We start from the raw sequence: 21,888 nt of genomic DNA, 5'->3' as shown, positions 1-21,888 counted from the left end.
GGCATGTGGAAGATGCCCCGGTCATTCAACCTCTTGGAAAACCAAGAAATTATTAATTTAATGTTTTACAAATCTATGCAAAAAAATCGTGAAATGAAACATCCGAAGATGTTTTCTGCTTCGTGTAGGCGATTATCTGTGATAGGAATCTGTCTTCTGGTCTGGATGATGCTTACCTCGCCCTTGGTATTCGGGCAGCAGAATGGTAAATTAATCTCGTTGAAATTGGACAAGGTAACTGTTCTTGATGCGATTAAAGAAATCAATCGTTTGAGTGGAAATTCGGTCAGTTACAAGCGGGAAGAACTTGAAAAGGAAGTTCGACAAGTATCCTTGGAGCTAAAGGACGTTCAGATTATTAAAGCCGTGGAAGCCGTGTTGCAAGGAACTCGTTTGGTTGCTATTGCACAAGGGGAAATAATTTTAATTGTTCCGCGGAAAGATAATACGAGTGCCAAAAAGTCTGTTCGTGTGAAAGGTTTTGTGTACGATACAAAAAAGCAGCCTTTGTCGGGCGTGACAGTGAAGTTGGTAGGAACTTCTGTGGGGACAGCAACGGATGTTAACGGCCGATTCTCGTTAGAATTACTAGTAACAAAAGGGCAACTGGAATTTTCTTTTGTAGGGTTTCAAAATCAAATTATAAGTTTTTCAGAAGAAACGGCAAAGGATACTTTGCGGGTGATCATGCGGGAGGATGTAAAAACTATTGAAGAGGTTGTGGTGACGGGATACGCAACGATTGATCGCAGTCGTTACGTGGGGGCAGTAACGCAATTGCGGGCGGAAGAAATACAGGTAGCCGGAGAGTCCACAATTGACCAGATGTTGCAAGGATGGGTGCCGGGAATGTCAGTTATTAACAAGACTGGTAAAGTGGGAGGAACCCCGAAAATTCGTATCCGGGGGACTTCGACTTTATTGGGTAATCAAGAACCGCTTTGGGTAGTGGATGGCGTGATACAAGCGAATCCTCTTCCGCTTCCCGATGATGCAAGCCCTCTTTCATCAGAAATGGAGAGTTTGCAAGAAACCGTGGGTAATGCAATATCTTGGTTGAACCCTCATGATATTGAAACAATTACCGTGTTGAAAGATGCCTCTGCTACGGCTATTTACGGTACCCAAGCTGCTAATGGGGTAATTGTGATTACGACTAAAAAAGCAAAAGGTGAAGGTTTTAGTATTTCTTACAATGGTAGTATCAGTGTTGGGCAGAAACCATCGTATCGTATGTACGATATGATGAATTCACAGGAATATATGCAATTTTCCCAGGAGCTGTGGGAAGACAGGGAAAGTTATAGATTGGATGTTTTGCCAATTGCTTATGCTGGTCTAATCCAAAAATTGCAAGGAAAAGAAATCTCTCGAGAACAATTTGAACAGGAATTTCGCAAGATGGAAAATATGAATACGGATTGGTTTGATATTTTGTTTAAAAACAATTTTAGTCATAATCATAACGTGAGTATTTCTAGTAACGGGAAAAAATTATCGAGTCGTTTTTCCATGGGGGTGAATCGTACTTTAGGAGAAGCGAAGGGAAATAATATGTCGGGTTTCACTGTAAGTTCTAATACCACTTTTAGACAGGAGGATCGATTTAGTCTAGATTTTCAATTGAATGGTGGTTATCGCACGACGGAAAATTTTGCTTTTGGGGTTAGTCCTTATGATTATGCGATGAATACGACACGTGCTATACCTGTACGAGATGAAAATGGTGGATTGTATTATCATGAAAAATCAGGAAGTACAAGTTGGTCTATACTTGATAAATACGCATACAACTACAATATCATCAATGAAATGGATAATACTGGGACTGAAACAGATGGGATTAATTTGCAGGCTGCGTTAAATATTCGATTGAATTTGTTGAAAGATTTAGAATGGCAAGTTGGAGGTTCTTACTCGTTGGCTTCTAATAAAGTAAAGTCATGGGCGACGGAATATTCTTATTATATTGCCAATATTCGCGGTTATGAGGTTGGAGAAGTATTGCCCAATTCAGTTGAGCAGCATGCCAGTATCTTGCCGTTTGGGGGATTGTTGCGACAAGAACATGGGCAAAATAATAATTATTCTTTTAGGACAAGTCTTGTGTATGATAAAGTATTCGGGGTACAACATAAATTAATAGCGAACATTGGGTTTGAGGTTAATTCAACAAATATGGAGGGAAGTGCGAATATGCGATATGGTTACCTCTATTACCGGGGAGAAAAGTTTGCGACGGTGCCCAAAAGTGTTACAGCTGTAGATGGGTTGAGAGAGAATACTAATGATTTGCACGAGAATATGCGTGCCGGAAGTACCGTGACAACAACAACGTCCAACACCTTAAGTGAATATCTTACACTAGTGTATAGTTACCAGCAACGTTACGTTTTGAATTTTAATGCGCGGCTGGATGCCTCTAATCGATTTGGGCAGGATGAGAATAAGAAATTTAATCCAAGTTGGTCATTAGGAATGAAGTGGCGTATTGGTAATGAACCTTTTATGGCATGGGCTTCCTCGTGGTATGATATGTTTGATGTTTCGTTTTCTTATGGTTGGAGAGGTAATGCAGTTCAAGCTGTATCTCCCTATATGATAGCCTCAGACGGAGGTTTGGATTCCTATTTTCAACAGTACACGTTAAAATTGAAATCTTTACCTTATCCTAACTTGGGTTGGGAGAAAACGGAAGACTGGAATTTGGGTATTGATTTTTCATTTTTTCAAGGACGTGTGAGTGCGGGATTAAGTTTTTATAATAAGATAAGTCGCGTTTTAGCTTCACGCAATGTGGTTATAGAGAATGGGGTGGAGAATGCTTATGTAGATGGCACGAAAATGAAAAACAAAGGATATGAATTATACGTGAGCGTGACACCGGTTAAGACAAAAGATTTTTCATGGTCACTTTCCTTCAACACTAGTAAAGTGAAAAATTCTATTAGAGAAAATGAACGAGTAAATACGCGACTTGATTATATTCAAGGTAATGCTATCGTGGAAAATGAAAAATATCAAACATTTTATGCTTACGCATTCGAAGGGTTAGATGCTGAAAATGGACGTCCCTTGTTTAAGTATATGGATGTAGAGGATACGGAAAATGATTTGGACTATCTAGTTAAAGTGGGATGCCGAGAGCCGGATATCACAGGTGGAATTAGTACTTCTTTGCGCTACAGGAAGTGGTGTTTGCGGGCTAATTTCGCTATGTCATTCGGGGCAAAAACTTTTCTTCCAACTTTTTTTGCCGCCTCCGGTGCTCCGGCTCCAGAGCGAAATGCTCCTCGTTATCTATTCAAGCGTTGGCGTAAACCGGGAGACGAAAATATCACCAATATCCCATCAATTCCAGCGGGAAACCCGAACTCGATGAGTACGACTTTACCCACGGGAGAAAAATTGAATCCATATGATATGTATAATCAATCGGATTTACGAGTGGCGAAAACAGACTTTATTCGGTGTCGAATGATTTCTCTACATTACTATCTTCCTTCTGGTTGGTTGAAGAAAATAGGCATTAGGCAATCTTCTTTTTCTTTAAGTCTTTCTAATCCATTTTTTATTGCTTTTGATGAGAAATGGGATGGACGAGATCCGGAAACGGCGAATTGGCCTGCCCGTCGGACGGCATCTTGTTCTTTGAGTTTTAGTTTTTAATAATACTTGTAATAACGAAATTATGAGAAATAAAATAATTATTTTATTATTAATTGTTGCATGGCTAGGGACTGGAGCTTGCAGTAATTTTCTGAAAGAAGAATCTCAAAGCGAGGTAATTCCGAAAACAACGGCAGACTTCTCGGAACTCTTGTTAGGTACGGGATATCCAGATGTGAATTCACCAAGTTTTTCTTTTACCTCGCTAATGGATGATGATTGTGCACTATTCCTAACATACGTGGGAAGAGAGAGTGACCAATATGCGGGTAGTAATTCGGCAATTTTAAACTTCCCGTATTATTCGTGGCAACCTTATGCTTCGGATTATGATGGCTATGGAAATGAAATAAATGTTTCTCCAAGTTCTACTACATACGGGGCATTTTATGCGAAAATATTAGGTTGTAATGCGGTTCTTGATTATATTGATGATGCTGTCGGTCCAGATAACGAAAAGGAGCGGGTAAAGGCGGAAGCTTTAGCTGTACGTTCATTGCTTTATTTTCAACTGGTGAATATTTACGGGGAACCGTACAATCATAACAAGGAAGCTTTAGGAGTCCCGGTTCGCCTGACCGCAGACTTGACAGAAGAGCATTTGAAACGGGAAACCGTAGCTTATATTTATGAAGAAGTTATAGCGAAAGGCTTAGAAGAGGCTGCTCGATTGATGGATCCCCTTCCGGTTATTCGTAAAAATTATCGCGTAAATCAACCAGCGATTCACATTCTTCTTTCGCGGGTGTATCTTTACATGGAACGTTACGAGGAATGTATTGCGGAAGTGGATAAAGCGATTGAACAAGGAGCTATTTTATTGGATATGGTAAATGCGCTGGATTATATTGCCAGTGGTAACCTGTATTATCCCATCACGTATGATAATCCAGAAGTAGAATGGCTTTTTGGTCCATCTGCCGTTTCCAGTGCTTACGCTTATCAGCCTGGTACAGCTCCCGAATTCAGGGAATTATGGGATGAAATAAATGACCAACGTTTCTTAGCTAATAATTTCAAATCCCAAAAGGATTATAATGATATACCTACTAATAATGTGTTAATGACTAAACCATACGGGGGAAATAATTTCGGACAATCAATCCGTTTTGCGGAAGCTGTTTTGAATAGGATGGAAGCATACGCTTTGCTGGGAGATAATGAATCTGCTTTGGCAGAATTAAACAATTTCAGAAAAAAGCGTATTATCGGATACACGGACGAGAATTATGGCGAGAAAGAGCTTCTTGAACAAATTCGATTGGAACGTAGAAAGGAACTTTGTTTTGAAGGACATCGTTGGTTTGATTTACGCCGTCAAGGAATGCCGGAAATTAAACATTCGTATAAATTTGAAAAAGGAGGTACTCTTTACAATTTCGTGTTGAAAGCAAAAGATCCTCTCTATACGATTCCTTTGCCTAATAGTTTACTTCTGCAAAATTCTGGGCTTTTGCAAAATTCATCAAGAGAAAATGGAGATAGACAAGGAAATACTATAATATAAAAAGTAAAAATCATGAAAAAAACTATATATTTTATTTTAGGATTGATTTCGATGAATATTTTTTCTTGTAATGAAGACAAGGAAGTAGGAATTCCTATTGAAATTATAGAGGATTACAAGTTACCGCAGGGTAATGCATCGGTAGAAGCCAATGCCCGTATTCAAGAGATATATGAGACATATGATTCATACGTGCTTTATAACTATACACAAAAAGATGCGTTATGGAAACAAGCAGCGGGAACGGGTGCTGTTCAAAAATATGTTATTAGCATGGGAGACGTACAATACGTTGACGCCATGTTGAATTATATTGACGCCATTTGGTTGCAATTTTTTCCTCCTGAATTTTTGAAGAAAGGAGGATTACCTTATCGCGTGTTTTTAGCAGATTCTATTTATTTGGATCGCTCCACCCCTCAGATGACACGTCTTATACTCTACAATTACATGTTAAATGGTAATTCTGTTGCGATATCAGGAATGAATGCGAATTTGACTACCATGAATGCCGAGACTAAAAGGGCGAGAAAACTGGAATTGATAACTGCCATGTGGGATTATTATATCGCAGAAGGTATATTGGATATCCCTGAAGAATTTTACGATGGAACAGATTATAATACAGCTCCAGAATTACCTTTAACAGAAAAGACTCTGGATACATATAGAAAAAGAGGTTTTCTCCCTAGTCGTTATTATGGGGATAATTATGCGGAAGAATGGTACGTGTATCCTTCTTCTTGGAAGTATGCAGTAACAAATGATCTAAAATCCTTTTTGTATCATTTATTCTCCCGGAGTGATGAACAAATGGAAATCTATTTAAATAACTCCGAGTATAAATTAATTCAGAACAAATGGAATGTGTTAATTAATTATTATAAGGAGAAATACAATATAGATATCCGAAAGATAGGTAATACAACTTACGAGTAATAGCGAAATGAAAGAAAAAATTATGTAATTAAAATATGGATGTAATGAAAAGAATTGTTTGTATTTCAATTGTGTATTTACTGGTAATCGCAACTGCGTTCGGGCAACAAAAAGATTCCCGTTTGGAAGTCGAACCGCAAAAACCGGTAGCAGGTTGTGTGATAAACTTGGCGTATAATCCTAAAGGTGGTCCCTTGGAAGGGAAGCATGATATCGTGGGAATCGTTTATACGTATGATTGTTACAAGTGGACAATTGGTGATGTTGTATTAAAACGAGAGGGAGATATTTGGAAAGGTACGTACACGCTTCCTGAAAATTGTGGTTTTGTAGCTTTCAAGTTTCAATCTACTTTAACGATAAAACCGGATACAACAGATAATAATGATGATCAAGGTTTTTTCTATTCTGTTCGGAAGCATGCGGGAAACTTCATGCCGGGTACGCATTTAGCTTGGGGAATAACCCGTATGCCGTCGCTTGGTTTTGGTATACCGAGTTATTTTAATGGAAGTTATAAGGAAATCTCGGATGAGGCAATTTATTTTAGGCTTCAGAAAGAAACTTCTAATTATGGGGCGTACGGGAAACATTATATAGGAGTACTTAGGGCGATTATGAAGCGAATTCAAGGTGAGCATTATCTTGATAATGTGAAACGTTTTATCGAGGCGGTACAAGGGCAGCCTCAAGTATCCGAAGATGAATATATTTTGATAAGTGATGTGTATCGGAAAGATTTGAAAGATAAAATAAAAGCGGATAGTATAGATCGTTTGATTTTAAATCGTTTCCCATTCGGTAAAACAGCTTGTCGTGTGCAAGGGCTAGCGATAAATTCTTTACAAGGGGAAGAACGTGCTAACGCCTTTGATAAATTTAGGAAAGATTTCCCAGTTACGGAATGGTATAAAAATCCTTACCCTCAAGGGTTTGTTTATCGTAACCTTTATTCGTGTATGGGTGCGGATTATTACAAAAATGGAGAGTACGAGAAATTAGCGGAAGTCTTGCCGGAAATGAATATGGTGATGCTTTGTAATTTGTTTCATAAAACGGCAGAGTATTCTATTCGGAAATTGCCTACACCTGCTAAAACTTACGTTGATATCACTAAAAAATTCATAGATCAAATGCTGCTCAAAGTAAATGATAATTCGTATTCATATATGCAGGATAATAAATATACTCCTATGCAAGCGGGAATTTTTGCTCGCTTAAATTTAAGATACAATATTGCCGTGTACGCCCAAATTGCAGGAAAAGCAGGGCGATATAAAGATGTTGTAAATGTAATGGAATTACTCGATGAAAAAGAAAGGTATCGTTCTTATCCTCATGGGAATGAGGCGTATATAGAAAGTCTTGAAAAATTGGGTCAAAAAAAGAGGGCAGCCTCGGCTATGATAGAATGTGCAAAAGCATCCAAGATGACACCACATATATACAAAAAACTAGAGGCTTATTATGGCAGTTTGAGAAAGAAGCCCGCAACTACTTTTGAAGAGTGGCTTACGTCATTAAAATCTGAAGAAGAAGTGGAAAAGATAAAGGAGAAACTTAGGGCAAAAATGGTGAATGAACCTTACGAACCTTTTGTTTTGGAATCTCATAATGGAGGTATTGTGAATTCTAAAGATTTCGGGAATGATATTGTAGTTATTGATTTTTGGGCATTATGGTGCGGACCTTGTATTGCAGCATTGGATGGAATGCAAATGGCTGTTAATCATTATAAGGAGGATAGTAATGTGAAATTTTATTTCATTATGACACAAGATTTACCCAAGAAAGATAAAATCAATGCTTTATGGAAGAGAAGTAATTTTGAAAATATGGAAGTTCTTTATGATGTTGATCAAACAGGCAAAAAGAATAGTAGAAATGCTGTATATAAATCAATGTTTGCAGGGACTTCGGGGATCCCTCAAAAAGCGATACTCAAGAATGGGCGAATTCGTTATCGTTCGGAAGGCTATGCTGGAAGTCCCAGCGCTTTGATGGATGAGATAATTTATGTGGTTGAGATGTTAAGGAATGAGAAATAATGAGATTGAAAAATACATTGAATCAATAGAATTATATCCAAGAAGGGAGGGGGAATGTTGGAAAACATTGGGAGAGATTGACGAAACGAAGGGATATGTGGTACTTATCTACAATGATGCGGGGCAACGTGCCGATGTGTACTTATCGTTTGGAGTCGGGAGTTACTGGTGATAAACGCAGGATGATTGTTGTCAATAACGAACGAATCGTGGAGATTATTCGGGGACAAGTAAATTAACTCGATGCGTGCTTTTCTATAAATCACCTCGATGTAGTTCGAGATAAAGCGGTACTACTTGTGGTGCCGCTTTTTTAATACAAATAGTAATCTGTTGGGAGGTTTATTTCTCGGGACATAATATTTAAATATTATGACAGAAAAACAAACTAACGTCGAGATAGAAAACAACCTCCCGGCAGATATTGCCGTCGTGGTAAGTGATCGTTATCGTAACGATCGATTTTTCGTGTGGTACAATGACGCGTACCGGATTGTCTTGTGTTCCAATATCGCTTGGTTGCAAGCGGATCGTGATTATTGTTACCTTCATTTCAAGAATGGTACTAAAATGCTCGTGGTTCACCCGTTGAAGGACGTGTTGGCGATGCTTCCCCCGGAAGATTTCGTTCGGGTTCACCGGAGTTACGCCGTTTGCCTTGACCTCGTGGATCGGTTGGTCGGGAACACGATCTATATCGGCAAACAGGATTTTCCCGTGAGTCCTGCCTACAGGGAGGATTTACACTCCCGTTTCCGCTTTTTAGGAAAGGTAAAAGGCTTGCACAAATCTAAACTCGTGAAAAATAATAAATAAACATGTATAACCCGTCCCGAGAGGCAACCTCCCGGGCAGGTTTAATATTATATATTGGTTGTTTTCACGTTTAATATTGACGAATTCATCTTTTTTCAATGGATTCTTTGGAATGCAATAGTCTGTTTCCGTGATTTGAATGCAATGTGGCTTGGCATCGATGCGCTTCGTGCTATTTTCACCGATGAAAAGAGAGAGAATAGCTAGCGAGGATAAGGGAGAAATTAATGAATCCATTTCCCGATATTGCGTTCTTCGGCGTTGAATTCCACGCCCACTTTTACGGTTTTTCGATTATCGGCGGAGTAGGGGATGAGGTATACCCGGTCGTCTGTGAGCGATGAGGCGGTTATCTCGATGCCGTCCAGTTCCCGTAAGTCGAAATCCGTCTGCTGTAGCATGCGTGCCAGAAATGTTGGCGTACCGGTGGCGAACCAGTAGTTCTGGAAGTCCATGAAGGCCATCACGCTCAATAGGCTGAACGGGTTGAAGACATCTGGCACGTTGCCACCGCTGAAATGATATCCATCGTAACGGCGTGCCAATTCCCCGACCATTTTGTTGCGGGTACCCCCGTGGTACTCCACCAGTCGGTCTATTTCCGGTGCGAAGTTCTCCTCTATCTCGGCAAGTGTCAACCCGCAGAGCGTGGCATAAGGTCGCGTGAGGCTGATATCTGCAAGTTGGTTGAGATTGCTGAATATCCCCATCTGCGTGAACTTCGTCACTCCCGTGATAAAGATAAAACGCAACCACGGGTCGGCAGTTTTCAATACCGAGTAAAAGGCATAAATTTAGAATTTTGTTGATGGGTTGATTTTTACAGAAACAGTGTTCCTTAGATTGTGTGTTAATTATTTTAGAGCTTTGATGTAGAGAAGAGGAAGAATATGGGAAGAGAAGAGGGAGAGAACGGGCTACAACACCAGTAATACTCCCGAATGACACCCGATTAACACCGGACACGTCCATTGCGGTAGAAGTTCTGGTGCAATCGAGTGGGGGACCGTAAGCACCATTTCTTCCTCTTTTTTTCTTTTGTTTTTCGTGAATGGTTGTTATCCTCGTTTTGAATATTTGAATTTGATTAAAATTTAGCTAAATAGTTGATGATTGGTTGTTTTTTTTTGTATACCTTTGTGCAAAATTTTAGGGGATACTACATTAAAAACACAATGAATATAGGTGTATGTGAAAAATCGAAAATGCTTGTAATTGCCGCTGGGGTGGTAATTTTACTGGCGATGACAGGTTGTGAGAAAAAGGAAGTTTATGATCCGGACGAGCCTGATTATGACAATGTATTTGATTTCTCTACGCGGGTATCTTACACGTTAAATGTGAAGTATGATGTCCCGGAGAATTATAACGTTTATTTTGAGGTTTACACGCGGGACCCGGAGCAGTTGGATGCTGACGGACAGGTGGTAAAGAGAGATATCGAACCTGTAGACGTTGGATTCACGGATGAAAATGGTAGATATAGTCATAAAATTGTGGTTCCTGCTACGGCAAAATACTTGTATATTTACAGTCCTTATGCGGGAGTTCCCCGTGTATTGGTTGCTGAGATTACGAATGGAGTGTTATCTGAAGCAAGGTATCCCGATGAAGTGTCTGGTGCTAGATCTTTAATTGCCCGTGCGGGAGATGAAGGTTATAAAGATGCGGTTTACAATAAGACCGGTGGGTTAGAACGTTTAGGGTATTGGAAAAATACGAAAGGGACGTACCTGTTGAATGGTGAAACCTATGAGCTTTACGGGCGTCCGGATTATTTGAATAGCGAAAAAGGTGTTACGATTTCAAGCGATATTTTGAAAGTGATTAATAGAGCCGTGCCTGAAGGTGGAGGTGTTAAGCCTGATTTAATCAAGAATGGGGACATTCATGTGACTGAAAAGGCGCATATAGATCTTTGTTTGGTGGATGAAAATACGTCTGCAAACAGTACTTTAGCTTATTATTGTTACGAGACGGCAAATCCTCCCAAGAAAGTTGTGGATATAAAGGATATTGTAATTGCATTTCCCAATTCAAAAGTTCTGAAAAATCATGATCATTATCCCAAAGGAAATAATGGAGCATTGGAAAGAGGTGAGGGAATTCGGTTGCATTATTGGAAAGACGGAAAAGATTTAGGAGATGAGTTCCCCGAGAATACTTCTATTGGTTGGGTTATATACAATAATGGCTACGAGTCAGGAATAAATGAAAAGGGGGGAATCAATGTGTCAAAAAAACATTTTTATTCCACAAAAGTACTAAATAGCGATAAGAAAGAGCATGTAGCCTTATTTAAAAGTGGTGATAATGTATTGTTTGGTTTTGAAGATTGGACGAATGATTACGATTATAATGATGTCGTATTTTACGTGAAATCGGATCCAATAGAGGCGATCACCCCGGATATTCCCGAGGTGAAGCCAGAAGAGCCGGATGATAATGACATTGCGGCTAGTGTGACCTATCGTGGAATATTATCTTTTGAGGATGTTTGGCCTTACCAAGGTGATTTTGACATGAATGATGTCGTGGTGAAATATGTTTCATCTGTGGGTTATAATCAAAAAAATGAAGTGGTTGAGACGAAAGATGTTTATACCATATTGTGGTCGGGTGCGGCTTATGATAATAGTTTTGCTTATCAATTGGATGTAAGGCGTAGTGAGGTTGAGGTGACTATTTTATCTTCTTTGGGTGGAAATGGAGGTGCTTATGTCGATCCCGAGTTGGATAAGGCTACGATTCGTTTGGCTAATAAGGTATCGGGATATGCAAATAATCTGGAGAAGGAAACATTTACTGTTGTGACCAAGTACATGGGGCGTAAAATATCTAAAGAAGATTTTATTTTGCCTCCTTATAATCCTTTTATCACAACGACTAGGGAAGATATAGAGGTGCACCTGACTAATATGCGTCCTACTGAAAAATTGAATACAGAAAATTTAGGATATGGGCATGACAGATCGGAACCGGATGCAAATCTTTATTATATTACTTACGATAAGAACGGGCAACAAATGCCGTTTGCTATAAATCTCGTTTTTGAAAATGATGAGGATATGGATTCTTTTGTGATTCCTGAAGAATCAGCCTTGATAAATATCAAGTATCCCGGTTTCTTGAATTGGGTAAAAACCAACGGTAAAGAAAATTCTGATTGGTATTTGAATCCGAAAGAATAAATGAAGTAATGAAAAGAGAGTGTGTCTGTGTGTGAAGTGACACACTCTCTTTTTATCTTACCTGCGTTGCAAGAGAACGATATTTTCCACGTGATGCGTGTGAGGAAACATATCAACAGCTTGCACTCCCATGACTTTGTAATCGCTATCCATGAGGTTCAAGTCACGGGCTTGCGTGGCGGAATTGCAACTCACGTACACGATGCGTTCCGGTGCGGCTTTTAGTATCGTGTCCACGACATCCTTGTGCATTCCGGCACGGGGAGGGTCAGTGATGATGACATCCGGGCGACCGTGACGGGCGATAAATTCTTCATTAAGCACGTCTTTCATGTCGCCGGCATAGAAGGATGTATTATCAATACCGTTGAGGGCTGAGTTTATTTTCGCATCCTCGATGGCTTCCGGCACGTATTCGATACCGATAACTTTTTGTGCATCGCGGGCAATAAAATTGGCGATGGTTCCCGTACCCGTGTACAAGTCGTAAACGATTTCCTTTCCGGTAAGTCCGGCAAGTTCTCTCGTTTTCGCGTATAGGTTATAGGCCTGTTCCGAGTTGGTTTGGTAGAAAGACTTAGGGCCTATCTTGAATTTCAAGTCTTCCATTTGTTCGAAGATATGATCTTGCCCGTGGAAACACACGACTTCCTGATCCGTGATCGTGTCATTCATCTTTTCGTTGATGACGTACATCAACGAGGTGATTTCCGGGAATTGTTCCACGAGAGCATGGAGCAGGGCTTCTCTTGTTTCCCGGTCTTCTCTGCCGAAAGTAACGATAACCATCACTTCTCCCGTGGAAGAGGTGCGGATAATCAATGTGCGCAGGAATCCCGCTTGTTCCCGGATGTCGTAGAAGTTCAGACCCCGTGCGAGGGTGTATTCCCGGATAAAGTTGCGGATAGCGTTTGAAGGTTCCGCTTGCAAGTAACATTTATTAATGTCTATGACTTTATCAAAGAGTCCCGGAACGTGGAAACCGACTGCCGGAGTACGGTTCAAGTCATTCCCCTCTGCTATTTCCTCACGGGTGAGAAAGCGTTTGTTGCAGAACGTGAATTCCAGTTTATTCCGGTAATAGGTTGTTTTGGGCGAACCGATGATTGGGGCGATGTCGCGTAATTCGACTTTACCGATTCTTTCCAAGTTGTCGATAACTTCCTGCTGTTTGAACTCGGTTTGCTGTTGGTATGGCAGGTTTTGCCATTTGCAACCGCCGCACACGCCGAAGTGGGCACAAAAGGGTTCTGTCCGGATATCGGAATATTTCCGGAAGTTGACGATAAAGCCTTCCATGAAACTTTTACGTTTCCGGGTGACTTGCACGTCCACGATATCGCCGGGAACGGTGTTCGGTACGAACAGTACTTTTTCATCCACGTAAGCTATGGATTTTCCTTCTGCTGCTATTTTTTTTATTTCAACGTTTTCTAGTAAGGGCTTTTTACCGCGAGACATAAATTGATTTTAGATTTATGATTTTAGATTTACGATTTGGTCAATTTCTTGATTTATGATTTTGGATTTATGATTCTTTTTTGAACGTGAATGTTTTTGTTTAATCATAAATCGTAATTCATAAATCTGAAATTGTTGCTAGTTTTTCTTTTAGGATTTTGACGCCTTCGGAGGCACCTTTCTCGATGAATTCGATTTTGCTGGTTCTGACGCTTTCGGGGACTTTCGGATCGATCAACAAGATACGGCATCCGGCGGGTGCGTAATGCAACAGGCTTGCCGCGGGGTACACGGCTAGGGAAGTCCCTATGATGACCAGAATGTCAGCTTGACGGACGAGGTCGATGGCAGGTTCTATGTTGGGAACTGCCTCCCCGAACCAAACAATGTGGGGACGGAGGATAGAACCGTCGTCGGCTTTCGTGCCGAATTTCAATTCCCAACCGTCAAGGTCATAAATCAGGTTGGGATTCCGGCTGCTTCTTACTTTCTTGAGTTCACCATGCAAGTGTAATACTTTGGTACTCCCGGCTCTTTCGTGCAAGTCGTCAATGTTTTGCGTTATGATTTGTACGTCATAGTCTTTTTCCAGATCGGCAAGCCCGTAATGTCCGTTATTCGGTTGCGCCTCGTAGAGTTGCTTCCGGCGTTCGTTATAGAAACGGTTTACTAATTCCGGATCACGTTCCCATGCTTCAGGGGTACATACATCCATAACATTGTATTCTTCCCATAACCCGTCACTGTCCCTAAAAGTACGGATTCCGCTTTCGGCACTCATGCCTGCCCCGGTTAAAATGACTAACTTCTTCATAATCAAATAGGATTTTATTTCTAAAATGCGTCAGCAAGTTAGCTAAAAAATCTTACCGATGAAAGATGTTCCGTTATGATATTTCAAAACTTTGCCCTATTTTTGCGGGATTGAAAATGGTTTTTGCATTATTATGAGTTATGGAATAGCGGATTTAAGTATTACCCCCATGCGAAGGGAACGGTCGGAGCGAAGCGAGATGGTTTCCCAGATGCTGTTCGGTGAGGTATACGAGGTGTTGGAAACAGACGAGAAGTGGCTCTACATCCGCTTGTTGCATGACAATTGTGAAGGTTGGGTGGAGAAAAAGGTATTCAGGGAAGTGGACGAGGCTTACGTGCAAAACTATAGGGCTTCCGACCAGCTGATTATGGGGGAGGTTTTCAATTTGGTCATGAAGAAAGGAGATTGGGAAAACCGTCTGATTGTAGCCGGAAGCGTACTTCCTTTTTACGATGCTTACACGAAAAGAATGTTTTTGGGGGATGAGGAGTATGTTGTGCTTGGGGGGCCGCGTGAAGTGGGCATCGAGAGTGTGCGAGATTTATTGATACAATATGCTTTGATGTATTTTAACGCGCCTTACCTTTGGGGGGGGCGGACTCCAAAGGGAATTGACTGTTCCGGTTTCGTGCAAATGGTGTATCGGCTTGCCGGAATCACTATTCCCCGGGAAGCGGAAAAACAGGTAAACGAGGGACAGACTTTATCTTTTCTGGAAGAAGCTCAACCCGGTGATCTGGCATTCTTCGGGGATACTTCCGGTTGTATTACACATGTCGGTATTCTATGGGAACAAGGAAGAATCATCCATGCTTCGGGACGGGTACGAATAGATAAAATTGATCACCATGGTATCTTTAACGAGGATATAAAAAGATACACGCATACGTTGAAAGTGGTAAAGGAAATGATATAAATGAGTTTATAAGGTTTATAAAGTTTATAAGGTTTATAAAGTGACGGGTGTCCTTCGGACAAGGTTTATCGGCAGCAAAGCAGCCGTGAACAAAGCGCCCGTGGGGTCCTAACTTTACAAACTTTATAAACCTTACAAACTTTATAAACTCTTTCTTAGTTCTCCAAGAAAAATTTCAAGTCATCGTCTGCCGTGGTTATACCGGCGATGCCGAATTTGTCGATCAGAACCTTTGCCACGTTCGGGGAAAGGAATCCCGGGAGAGTCGGTCCGAGGTGGATATTCTTCACGCCAAGATAAAGTAGCGCCAGAAGTACGATAACAGCTTTTTGCTCGTACCACGCGATGTTGTAAACGATAGGAAGCTGGTTAACGTCTTCCACGCCGAATATTTCTTTCAATTTGAGTGCGATAACGGCGAGCGAGTAACTGTCGTTACATTGTCCGGCGTCCAATACACGGGGTATCCCGTTGATATCTCCAAGGGGAAGTTTGTTATAACGGTACTTGGCACACCCGGCGGTAAGGATTACTGTATCTTTCGGGAGTTTTTGCGCGAACTCGGTATAGTATTCACGCCCCTTCATTCTACCGTCACATCCTGCCATAACAAAGAATTTGCGGATAGCACCTGATTTTACGGCTTCTACAACCTTGTCAGCTAAAGCGAATACTTGGTTGTGGGCGAATCCGCCAATGATGCTGCCATTTTCGATTTCTTCCGGTGGCGGGCATTTCTTCGCGTGCTCTATGATCTCGCTGAAATCCTTGGGTTGTCCCGGTTTTCTCTCGATGTGTTTGAAGCCGGGGAATCCGGCTGAGCCGGTCGTGTATACCCGATCCTTGTAGTTGGCATCCGGATGCGGGGGAACGATACAGTTCGTGGTGAAAAGCATCGGACCGTTGAAGTGTTGGAATTCATATACCTGACGCCACCACGAGTTACCATAGTTCCCGGCGAAATGTTTGTATTTCTTGAAAGCGGGATAATAGTGGGCGGGAAGCATCTCGCTGTGCGTGTACACGTCAACTCCTGTGCCTTCGGTTTGTTCCAGCAATTCGTATAAATCCCTCAAGTCATGTCCGCTAATCAATATGCCCGGGTTCTTTCTGACACCGATGTCCACTTTCGTGATTTCCGGGTTCCCGTACGTGTCCGTGTTTGCTTTGTCAAGTAATGCCATGGCGTCCACCCCGTTTTTACCGCATTCCAGAACCATCTGCACGAGTTGGTCTGCGGAGAGCGGAATGGTCGTGGCAACCAATCCCCGGTCTATAAATTCGTATATGCCGGGATTCTCGTGACCGAGATTGTGAGCGTGCTCCGTGTAAGCTGCCATGCCTTTCATGCCGTAGGTAAGCAATTCGCGTAAAGAACGGATGTCTTCGTTTTCAGTGGATAATACCCCGACGTTTCCGGCTTTTGCTTCCATTTCTTCCGGCGTGGAGGCTGTCCAGTGTGCACCTTCAAAAGTGATGTTTTCGATTTTTCCGCCTTTCGCGAGGAAGGTTTGTTTCAATTGCTCCCGCAATTCGAGTGCCGCTTTGATCTTGTCGATGAAACGTTGCTTGTCGAAATTGGCGTTCGTGATTGTCATGAAAAGACCATCGAGCATGAAACGGTCGGCAGTGTGGTCCACGGCGTTTAAAGCTCGTAATTGTACCCGGTAATGGGCAATTCCTTTCAGTACAAATAACAGTAAATCCTGTAAATTAGCCACGTCGGGAGTTTTTCCGCATACGCCGCGTACGGTGCATCCCGTACCTTTCGCGGTTTCTTGGCATTGATAACAAAACATTTTTTCCATAGTCTAGCGTGTTAAATGAATATTATTTTTCTCTTGTTTATCGCGAATGTAAGGGTGCGAGGAAACAATAATTGTAATATAAATTACAAACCGAGTTTAAATTTCAATAATTTGTACGGTGAATTCGTGTAAAGGTTAAAAAAGAGGACGGGTAAAAATGGAATGCCGGGGATAAAGTACTATATTCGCGAGAGTATCAAAAGTTTACAGGTATGGCATTAGTTCGTTTTTTTGATTGTCCGCTATGTGTCGGTATCCCGGAGAATGAACGGGAACGCTTTTTAGAGGGGTTTGATTACACGGTCAAAAATTACGGTCGGGACGAGGTCGTGTTCCGGCAGGGGGAAGCTTGCCGTTTTCTGTATATTCTGTTGGAAGGGGAAGTAAAGGCGGAGATGACCGACGATTCGGGAGCTATGTTGCGTATTGAAACGATACGGGCGCCGCGGGCTCTTGCTCCCGCGTTCCTTTTCGCCGGGGACAACCATTTCCCGGTGACTGCAACGGTGGCAGAAGCAACCGAGTTTTTTATCGCCACGAAAGAATCGGTATTCCGACAGTTGGCGCGTTACGAAGTCTTCATGCGGAACTTTCTTTCCGTCAACTCCAACCGGACAACATTCTTGACGGGACGATTGCAATTCCTTTCTTTCAAAACGATTCGGGGAAAATTAATCCATTACATACTGGAGCTGGCTTCTGCCGGGAACGAGAACGTCGTGTTGGATAAATCGCAACAAGAACTGGCAGAGTATTTCGGGGTTACCCGTCCCGCGTTGGCAAAGGTATTGTACGAGTTGGCGGACGAGGGATTAATTGTTGTGAATCGCCGGGAGATAACCATTCTCGACCGACAAGCTTTGCGCCGGGCAATGATGTAATAATTTCAGCAGTTTAATAATAACATTTTTATTCTTTATTTCGTTAAAAAACGGTGTAGGCGGACAGTATGATTCATCTGTTTGCTGACGATTTGATTAACTGTAAATAAAGTAATATGAGCTTGAAAGAACAATACTGGAGATATTCCCTCGTGATCATTATTCTGTTGTTGGGGACGATTATATTTTTTGAAGCGTTACCGTTTATCAGCGGTATACTGGGAGCGATGACTATTTATATCTTGTTACGCGGTCAGATGTTATACCTAACAGTAAAAAAACGTATGCGTCGGAGTTGGATGGCGGTGCTCTTGCTTATGGAAACCATTCTTTGCTTCCTCGTGCCATTGTCTCTGGTGGTTTGGGTATTCGTGAACAAGTTGCAGGCAATCAATCTCGATCCCCATAGCCTGATTGCGCCTGTCGAACACGTGGCGGATCTTATCGAACAACGTGTCGGGTATGACGTGATGAGTAAGGAAAACGTGGATTCTTTACTTGCGATGTTGCCCAAGATAGGGCAAATGTTAATGGGGAGTATCAGTAGTTTCGCCATTAACGTGGTCGTGCTTCTTTTCGTGCTTTATTTTATGCTGATCGGGGGAACCCGAATGGAAGAGTACGTGAGTGATATTCTGCCTTTTAATAAACGGAATAAGCGGAATATTCTGCACGAGTTCAACATGATCGTGAAGTCCAATGCCATCGGTATTCCGTTGTTGGCATTGATACAAGGGATAGTTGCGATGATTGGGTATTTTATTTTCGGGGTGCCGAACCCTTTTCTTTGGGGATTCCTTTCTTGTTTTGCCACGATTATCCCGATCGTGGGGACGGCATTAATATGGATACCGCTGGCTCTGTTTCTCGGGTTGTCGGGACACTGGGGAGCCGCTATCGGTTTGACAATTTACGCGGTTGTCGTGATTGCCAACGTGGATAATCTCGTGCGTTTTATGCTGCAAAAGAAAATGGCGGACACGCATCCTTTGATCACGATCTTCGGTGTGATTATCGGGCTTTCGTTATTCGGTTTTATGGGTGTGATTTTCGGTCCCCTCTTGTTGGCTATTTTCGCTTTCTGCGTGAATATATTTAAAGAAGAGTATTTGGGTGGTGATTCACGTTATATTCATAAAATCAAGGAATAGAATTTGTTTTATTCAAATATTGTATTATCTTTGATACGATTTAGAGTTTTGAATCATTATTGTTTCAGTCCTTCTTTTTATTATTATAAAGTAGCGCTCACCTTTAATTGTCCTCTTTCTCTAATCCGTGGTTTTAGACCAAGTACAAATAAAAATCTGTACTTGATGAAGGTAATGTATTTTAATATATAAAATTCAAGAAATGAAAAGTGATAACGTGCGTCCCGAGAAATATCAATCTATGCAGTCAGTAGATAACGTACTTAAAGAGTACAAGAAAAAAGTCGGAGAGGTAGTTCACGTGACGATCAGTGCACGAACAACCTTTGAATTTCCTGCCGATATGCCTCAAGAAGAAAGAGATATTCGTATAGAGAACTATAAAAAAAGGCATCCGTGAATATTATATTTCAGGAGGCATTGTACTATCCTAAATCTCGGTTTAAACCTTGGTTTAAATAAATGCTCAAAACTTCATGAAAACCGTTTAAAAGCAAAAAGCACCTACCTTCGTAAGTGCTTTAAAATGAGAGCGGAAAACGGGACTCAAACCCGCGACCCCCAGCTTGGAAGGCTAGTGCTCTATCGACTGAGCTATTTCCGCGAATGTGGGGAGAGCAGGATTCGAACCTACGAAGACGATGTCAGCTGAGTTACAGTCAGCCCCAGTTGGCCACTTTGGTATCTCCCCTTTGTTCAAAGAACATTTGTTTCGGCTGCAAATATACAGCTTTTTGGTTTTGACGCAATAGTTAGAGTTATTTTTTTTTGTAGTTTTTAGCGATAAATCTTGGGGTTAGAATGAAAACTTTAGGCGGGCGAAACCGAACCACGCTCTCACGTCGATGGGGATGGTGTCGCCTACTGTGGTGAAATACTGTGAGATAATGGAGAAATCGAGGTTGTTCCACAGGGAATAATCCATGATAAATCCGGCAAAACAAGTTTCCAGTCCGGACATGTACATCCCCGACAGGGATAGTGACAATCGGTCGGTTGGGGGATAGAAGACCATCGCGACGGCGTTCCAATCGTTCATGGCGGTCATGATGTTTGCCGACGAGGGATTGAGTACGAATTTGAGGATATTCTTCAACGAGAAAATACTCTCTTTATTATTGTACATCACTTCTCCCTGTAACATGATTTTATTGGAAAACAGGTAATCGGCACCGAAGGAAGCCTCGATGATACCGCTCGATTTACCGAAGTTGTCCAGTGGTTGGCGATAAGCGAGTTCCCCGCGCAGGTTCACGCCCCTGATATCTCCGGTCATGGCCCCGCCGATGACAAAGTCGTCTTCCGATTGAATCCCTACCATGACTTGGAAGTCGAAGTTTTTGATCGTACCGTGGTGTAAAAAGGCGGCGGTAACCTTTTTCGAGTTGTCGAGAGAAACAACGACTTCGCTGAAAGAAGTTTCGTCGTGATAATACGTTCCCCGGAACGCGTCGCAACCGGGACGCTCGATGTAGTCGAAGTCGAAGAACGAGTAACTGTTGAAGAGATCATTCGCGTTCCACACGAAAGTTTGTCCCCAGTTTACCCGTTGCCTGCCCAGTTTCAGGCACCATCTCCCTTTCTCGAAAGTGAAATAGAGGCGGTCGCAGGTTAGGTTCAACAGGGCATTCTTCTCGTCCATGATGTTCCACGATAAATCCATGTAGCCATTGTCCGTTTCCATTCTTTGGGCGTACCCGGGAATGTCGAGAAAGTCGCCGCTAAACAATCGGTTTCGTATTCCTGCGTCGATTCTCCAACACTCCCCGGGTTGCCAACCGAATGTCAGGCGGTTGTGCACGATGTTTTGCCAGTACCATGAATCGTCCAGATTCTCGGTGAACATGGAAAACATTTCGTTCACGTAGCCCGAGAATTCGGGTTTTTGAACCTCTTGCGAGAAGAGGTTCTTTGACAAAATGATAACACAAAAAAGAACAATATATTTTTTCATTTCACGATGTCGTTTATGATTTTACCGTCTTCAAGGGTAATGATTCGCCTTGCTTTTGCCATGATTCGAGGGTCATGCGTGGAGAACACGAACGTGATATTCTCCTTCTCGTTCAGCTTTTCCATCATGTCCAGAAGATTCTCCGCGGATTTACTATCCAAGTTTGCTGTCGGTTCGTCGGCGAGGATGAATTTGGGTTTTGATGCTAGCGCGCGGGCTACTGCCACGCGTTGCTGTTGTCCCCCGGAAAGCTTGGAGGGGCGGCTGTTGGAGCGATCTCCCAAACCGACGGATTCCAGCAATTCTTGGGCACGCTCGTCCCGTTCGCTTTTTTTGCGTCCTTGCAATTCCATGACGAACGCGACGTTTTCCTTGGCGCTCAACACGGGGATAAGATTGAAAGACTGGAATACAAACCCGATATTGTGTAAACGGAAATCGACCATTTCTTTGGGTTTCAATAGCGAGATATCCTGCCCGTCGATATATAAGTTGCCGGAGGTCGGCGTGTCTAGTCCCCCGATCAGGTTCAACAAGGTGGTCTTCCCGGAACCCGAAGGTCCCACGATGGCCGTGAATTCTCCCTCGGAGATACTGATATTGACATCATCGACAGCGTGTACTTCAGACATTTCGTCTTTGTAAGTCTTGTATAAGTTTTTAGTTTCTATAATTGGCATGACACATTAATTTTAGATTTTAAATTTCTCCCCACTTGCCAACGCTTCAT

The 21,888-nt window shown here is 42.0% G+C and carries 17 protein-coding genes and 2 tRNA genes; 11 read left to right on the top strand and 8 right to left on the bottom strand.

All coding sequences use genetic code 11. The annotated features are described in order from the left end of the window. Positions 1 to 93: 93 nt before the first annotated feature. The 6 genes from ACK8P8_RS20040 to ACK8P8_RS20015 all read left to right on the top strand — a co-directional run bounded on the left by ACK8P8_RS20040 (position 94) and on the right by ACK8P8_RS20015 (position 8,979). On the top strand, positions 94 to 3,669 hold the full coding sequence (locus tag ACK8P8_RS20040; RefSeq protein WP_255469647.1) for a SusC/RagA family TonB-linked outer membrane protein: 3,576 nt from the start codon (positions 94 to 96) through the stop codon (positions 3,667 to 3,669). Positions 3,670 to 3,691: 22 nt separating this feature from the next. Next, complete coding sequence (locus ACK8P8_RS20035; RefSeq protein WP_186978531.1) at positions 3,692 to 5,176, top strand: RagB/SusD family nutrient uptake outer membrane protein; 1,485 nt, start codon at positions 3,692 to 3,694, stop codon at positions 5,174 to 5,176. 12 nt (positions 5,177 to 5,188) lie between these two features. Beyond that, positions 5,189 to 6,115, top strand: a complete 927-nt coding sequence (locus tag ACK8P8_RS20030) for a hypothetical protein (RefSeq protein ID WP_186978532.1) — start codon at positions 5,189 to 5,191, stop codon at positions 6,113 to 6,115. 44 nt (positions 6,116 to 6,159) lie between these two features. Continuing rightward, the gene (locus ACK8P8_RS20025) at positions 6,160 to 8,163 is read left to right on the top strand and encodes a TlpA family protein disulfide reductase (RefSeq protein ID WP_186978533.1); all 2,004 of its coding nucleotides are present in this window, start codon (positions 6,160 to 6,162) and stop codon (positions 8,161 to 8,163) included. Positions 8,164 to 8,258: 95 nt separating this feature from the next. Continuing rightward, positions 8,259 to 8,402 carry a hypothetical protein gene (locus ACK8P8_RS20020; protein WP_176554903.1) on the top strand — a complete coding sequence of 48 codons (144 nt, stop codon included), beginning with the start codon at positions 8,259 to 8,261 and terminating at the stop codon, positions 8,400 to 8,402. Between the two features lie 133 nt (positions 8,403 to 8,535). Continuing rightward, positions 8,536 to 8,979: a LytR/AlgR family response regulator transcription factor gene (locus ACK8P8_RS20015; RefSeq protein WP_186978534.1), complete on the top strand. Its 444-nt coding sequence runs from the start codon at positions 8,536 to 8,538 to the stop codon at positions 8,977 to 8,979. Between the two features lie 224 nt (positions 8,980 to 9,203). On the opposite strand, the gene ACK8P8_RS20010 is transcribed toward ACK8P8_RS20015, so the two are convergent. Then, positions 9,204 to 9,773 carry an AAA family ATPase gene (locus ACK8P8_RS20010; protein ID WP_186978576.1) on the bottom strand — a complete coding sequence of 190 codons (570 nt, stop codon included), beginning with the start codon at positions 9,771 to 9,773 and terminating at the stop codon, positions 9,204 to 9,206. A gap of 381 nt (positions 9,774 to 10,154) precedes the next feature. Between ACK8P8_RS20010 and ACK8P8_RS20005 the strand changes: the two genes are divergently transcribed. After that, positions 10,155 to 12,170 (top strand): LruC domain-containing protein, encoded by a 2,016-nt coding sequence (locus ACK8P8_RS20005; RefSeq protein WP_410026170.1) that lies wholly within the window; start codon positions 10,155 to 10,157, stop codon positions 12,168 to 12,170. Positions 12,171 to 12,227: 57 nt separating this feature from the next. On the opposite strand, the gene rlmD is transcribed toward ACK8P8_RS20005, so the two are convergent. Together rlmD and ACK8P8_RS19995 are read right to left on the bottom strand one after the other, a co-directional pair. Beyond that, a complete protein-coding gene (rlmD, locus tag ACK8P8_RS20000) occupies positions 12,228 to 13,631 on the bottom strand; it encodes a 23S rRNA (uracil(1939)-C(5))-methyltransferase RlmD (RefSeq protein WP_186978536.1) in 1,404 nt (467 codons plus the stop codon). A 118-nt stretch (positions 13,632 to 13,749) separates the two neighbouring features. After that, positions 13,750 to 14,445, bottom strand: a complete 696-nt coding sequence (locus ACK8P8_RS19995; RefSeq protein WP_099291934.1) for an SIR2 family NAD-dependent protein deacylase — start codon at positions 14,443 to 14,445, stop codon at positions 13,750 to 13,752. Positions 14,446 to 14,578: 133 nt separating this feature from the next. Between ACK8P8_RS19995 and ACK8P8_RS19990 the strand changes: the two genes are divergently transcribed. After that, positions 14,579 to 15,364 (top strand): C40 family peptidase, encoded by a 786-nt coding sequence (locus ACK8P8_RS19990; protein ID WP_186978537.1) that lies wholly within the window; start codon positions 14,579 to 14,581, stop codon positions 15,362 to 15,364. A gap of 155 nt (positions 15,365 to 15,519) precedes the next feature. Here the strand turns inward: ACK8P8_RS19990 and hcp are convergent, their stop codons facing one another. Beyond that, entirely contained in the window at positions 15,520 to 17,163 is a 1,644-nt protein-coding gene (hcp, locus tag ACK8P8_RS19985) for a hydroxylamine reductase (RefSeq protein WP_099294445.1), read from the bottom strand. Positions 17,164 to 17,384: 221 nt separating this feature from the next. Here hcp and ACK8P8_RS19980 point away from each other — a divergent pair, with 221 nt between their 5' ends. From ACK8P8_RS19980 to ACK8P8_RS19970, 3 genes are all read left to right on the top strand, one after another. Continuing rightward, positions 17,385 to 18,053 (top strand): Crp/Fnr family transcriptional regulator, encoded by a 669-nt coding sequence (locus ACK8P8_RS19980; protein ID WP_410026169.1) that lies wholly within the window; start codon positions 17,385 to 17,387, stop codon positions 18,051 to 18,053. Between the two features lie 116 nt (positions 18,054 to 18,169). Next, on the top strand, positions 18,170 to 19,204 hold the full coding sequence (locus ACK8P8_RS19975) for an AI-2E family transporter (protein WP_410026168.1): 1,035 nt from the start codon (positions 18,170 to 18,172) through the stop codon (positions 19,202 to 19,204). Positions 19,205 to 19,406: 202 nt separating this feature from the next. Beyond that, positions 19,407 to 19,604 (top strand): hypothetical protein, encoded by a 198-nt coding sequence (locus ACK8P8_RS19970; RefSeq protein WP_099291938.1) that lies wholly within the window; start codon positions 19,407 to 19,409, stop codon positions 19,602 to 19,604. Positions 19,605 to 19,735: 131 nt separating this feature from the next. On the opposite strand, the gene ACK8P8_RS19965 is transcribed toward ACK8P8_RS19970, so the two are convergent. The 4 genes from ACK8P8_RS19965 to ACK8P8_RS19950 all read right to left on the bottom strand — a co-directional run bounded on the left by ACK8P8_RS19965 (position 19,736) and on the right by ACK8P8_RS19950 (position 21,838). Then, positions 19,736 to 19,808: transfer RNA gene (locus tag ACK8P8_RS19965), tRNA-Gly, on the bottom strand. Positions 19,809 to 19,813: 5 nt separating this feature from the next. Further along, positions 19,814 to 19,895 (bottom strand) — tRNA-Tyr (locus ACK8P8_RS19960). A 105-nt stretch (positions 19,896 to 20,000) separates the two neighbouring features. Then, a complete protein-coding gene (locus ACK8P8_RS19955) occupies positions 20,001 to 21,158 on the bottom strand; it encodes a hypothetical protein (protein WP_410026167.1) in 1,158 nt (385 codons plus the stop codon). Continuing rightward, a complete protein-coding gene (locus tag ACK8P8_RS19950) occupies positions 21,155 to 21,838 on the bottom strand; it encodes an ABC transporter ATP-binding protein (protein WP_410026166.1) in 684 nt (227 codons plus the stop codon). The genes ACK8P8_RS19955 and ACK8P8_RS19950 overlap by 4 nt, the downstream gene beginning before the upstream one ends. Positions 21,839 to 21,888: the final 50 nt, after the last annotated feature.

Source organism: Butyricimonas muris (assembly GCF_046365375.1).
In the GTDB taxonomy this organism is placed as follows: domain Bacteria; phylum Bacteroidota; class Bacteroidia; order Bacteroidales; family Marinifilaceae; genus Butyricimonas; species Butyricimonas muris.
Note: the sequence above shows the minus strand (reverse complement) of the source record. Positions and strands in the feature narration are given on the sequence as shown.

Bases quoted from the DNA above. Each gene is read 5' to 3' on its own strand.
- ACK8P8_RS20040 (WP_255469647.1), top strand. From the start codon at position 94: ATGAAACATCCGAAGATGTTTTCTGCTTCGTGTAGGCGATTATCTGTG.
- ACK8P8_RS20035 (WP_186978531.1), top strand. From the start codon at position 3,692: ATGAGAAATAAAATAATTATTTTATTATTAATTGTTGCATGGCTAGGG.
- ACK8P8_RS20030 (WP_186978532.1), top strand. From the start codon at position 5,189: ATGAAAAAAACTATATATTTTATTTTAGGATTGATTTCGATGAATATT.
- ACK8P8_RS20025 (WP_186978533.1), top strand. From the start codon at position 6,160: ATGAAAAGAATTGTTTGTATTTCAATTGTGTATTTACTGGTAATCGCA.
- ACK8P8_RS20020 (WP_176554903.1), top strand. From the start codon at position 8,259: ATGTGGTACTTATCTACAATGATGCGGGGCAACGTGCCGATGTGTACT.
- ACK8P8_RS20015 (WP_186978534.1), top strand. From the start codon at position 8,536: ATGACAGAAAAACAAACTAACGTCGAGATAGAAAACAACCTCCCGGCA.
- ACK8P8_RS20005 (WP_410026170.1), top strand. From the start codon at position 10,155: ATGAATATAGGTGTATGTGAAAAATCGAAAATGCTTGTAATTGCCGCT.
- rlmD (WP_186978536.1), bottom strand. From the start codon at position 13,631: ATGTCTCGCGGTAAAAAGCCCTTACTAGAAAACGTTGAAATAAAAAAA.
- ACK8P8_RS19995 (WP_099291934.1), bottom strand. From the start codon at position 14,445: ATGAAGAAGTTAGTCATTTTAACCGGGGCAGGCATGAGTGCCGAAAGC.
- ACK8P8_RS19990 (WP_186978537.1), top strand. From the start codon at position 14,579: ATGAGTTATGGAATAGCGGATTTAAGTATTACCCCCATGCGAAGGGAA.
- hcp (WP_099294445.1), bottom strand. From the start codon at position 17,163: ATGTTTTGTTATCAATGCCAAGAAACCGCGAAAGGTACGGGATGCACC.
- ACK8P8_RS19980 (WP_410026169.1), top strand. From the start codon at position 17,385: ATGGCATTAGTTCGTTTTTTTGATTGTCCGCTATGTGTCGGTATCCCG.
- ACK8P8_RS19975 (WP_410026168.1), top strand. From the start codon at position 18,170: ATGAGCTTGAAAGAACAATACTGGAGATATTCCCTCGTGATCATTATT.
- ACK8P8_RS19970 (WP_099291938.1), top strand. From the start codon at position 19,407: ATGAAAAGTGATAACGTGCGTCCCGAGAAATATCAATCTATGCAGTCA.
- ACK8P8_RS19955 (WP_410026167.1), bottom strand. From the start codon at position 21,158: ATGAAAAAATATATTGTTCTTTTTTGTGTTATCATTTTGTCAAAGAAC.
- ACK8P8_RS19950 (WP_410026166.1), bottom strand. From the start codon at position 21,838: ATGCCAATTATAGAAACTAAAAACTTATACAAGACTTACAAAGACGAA.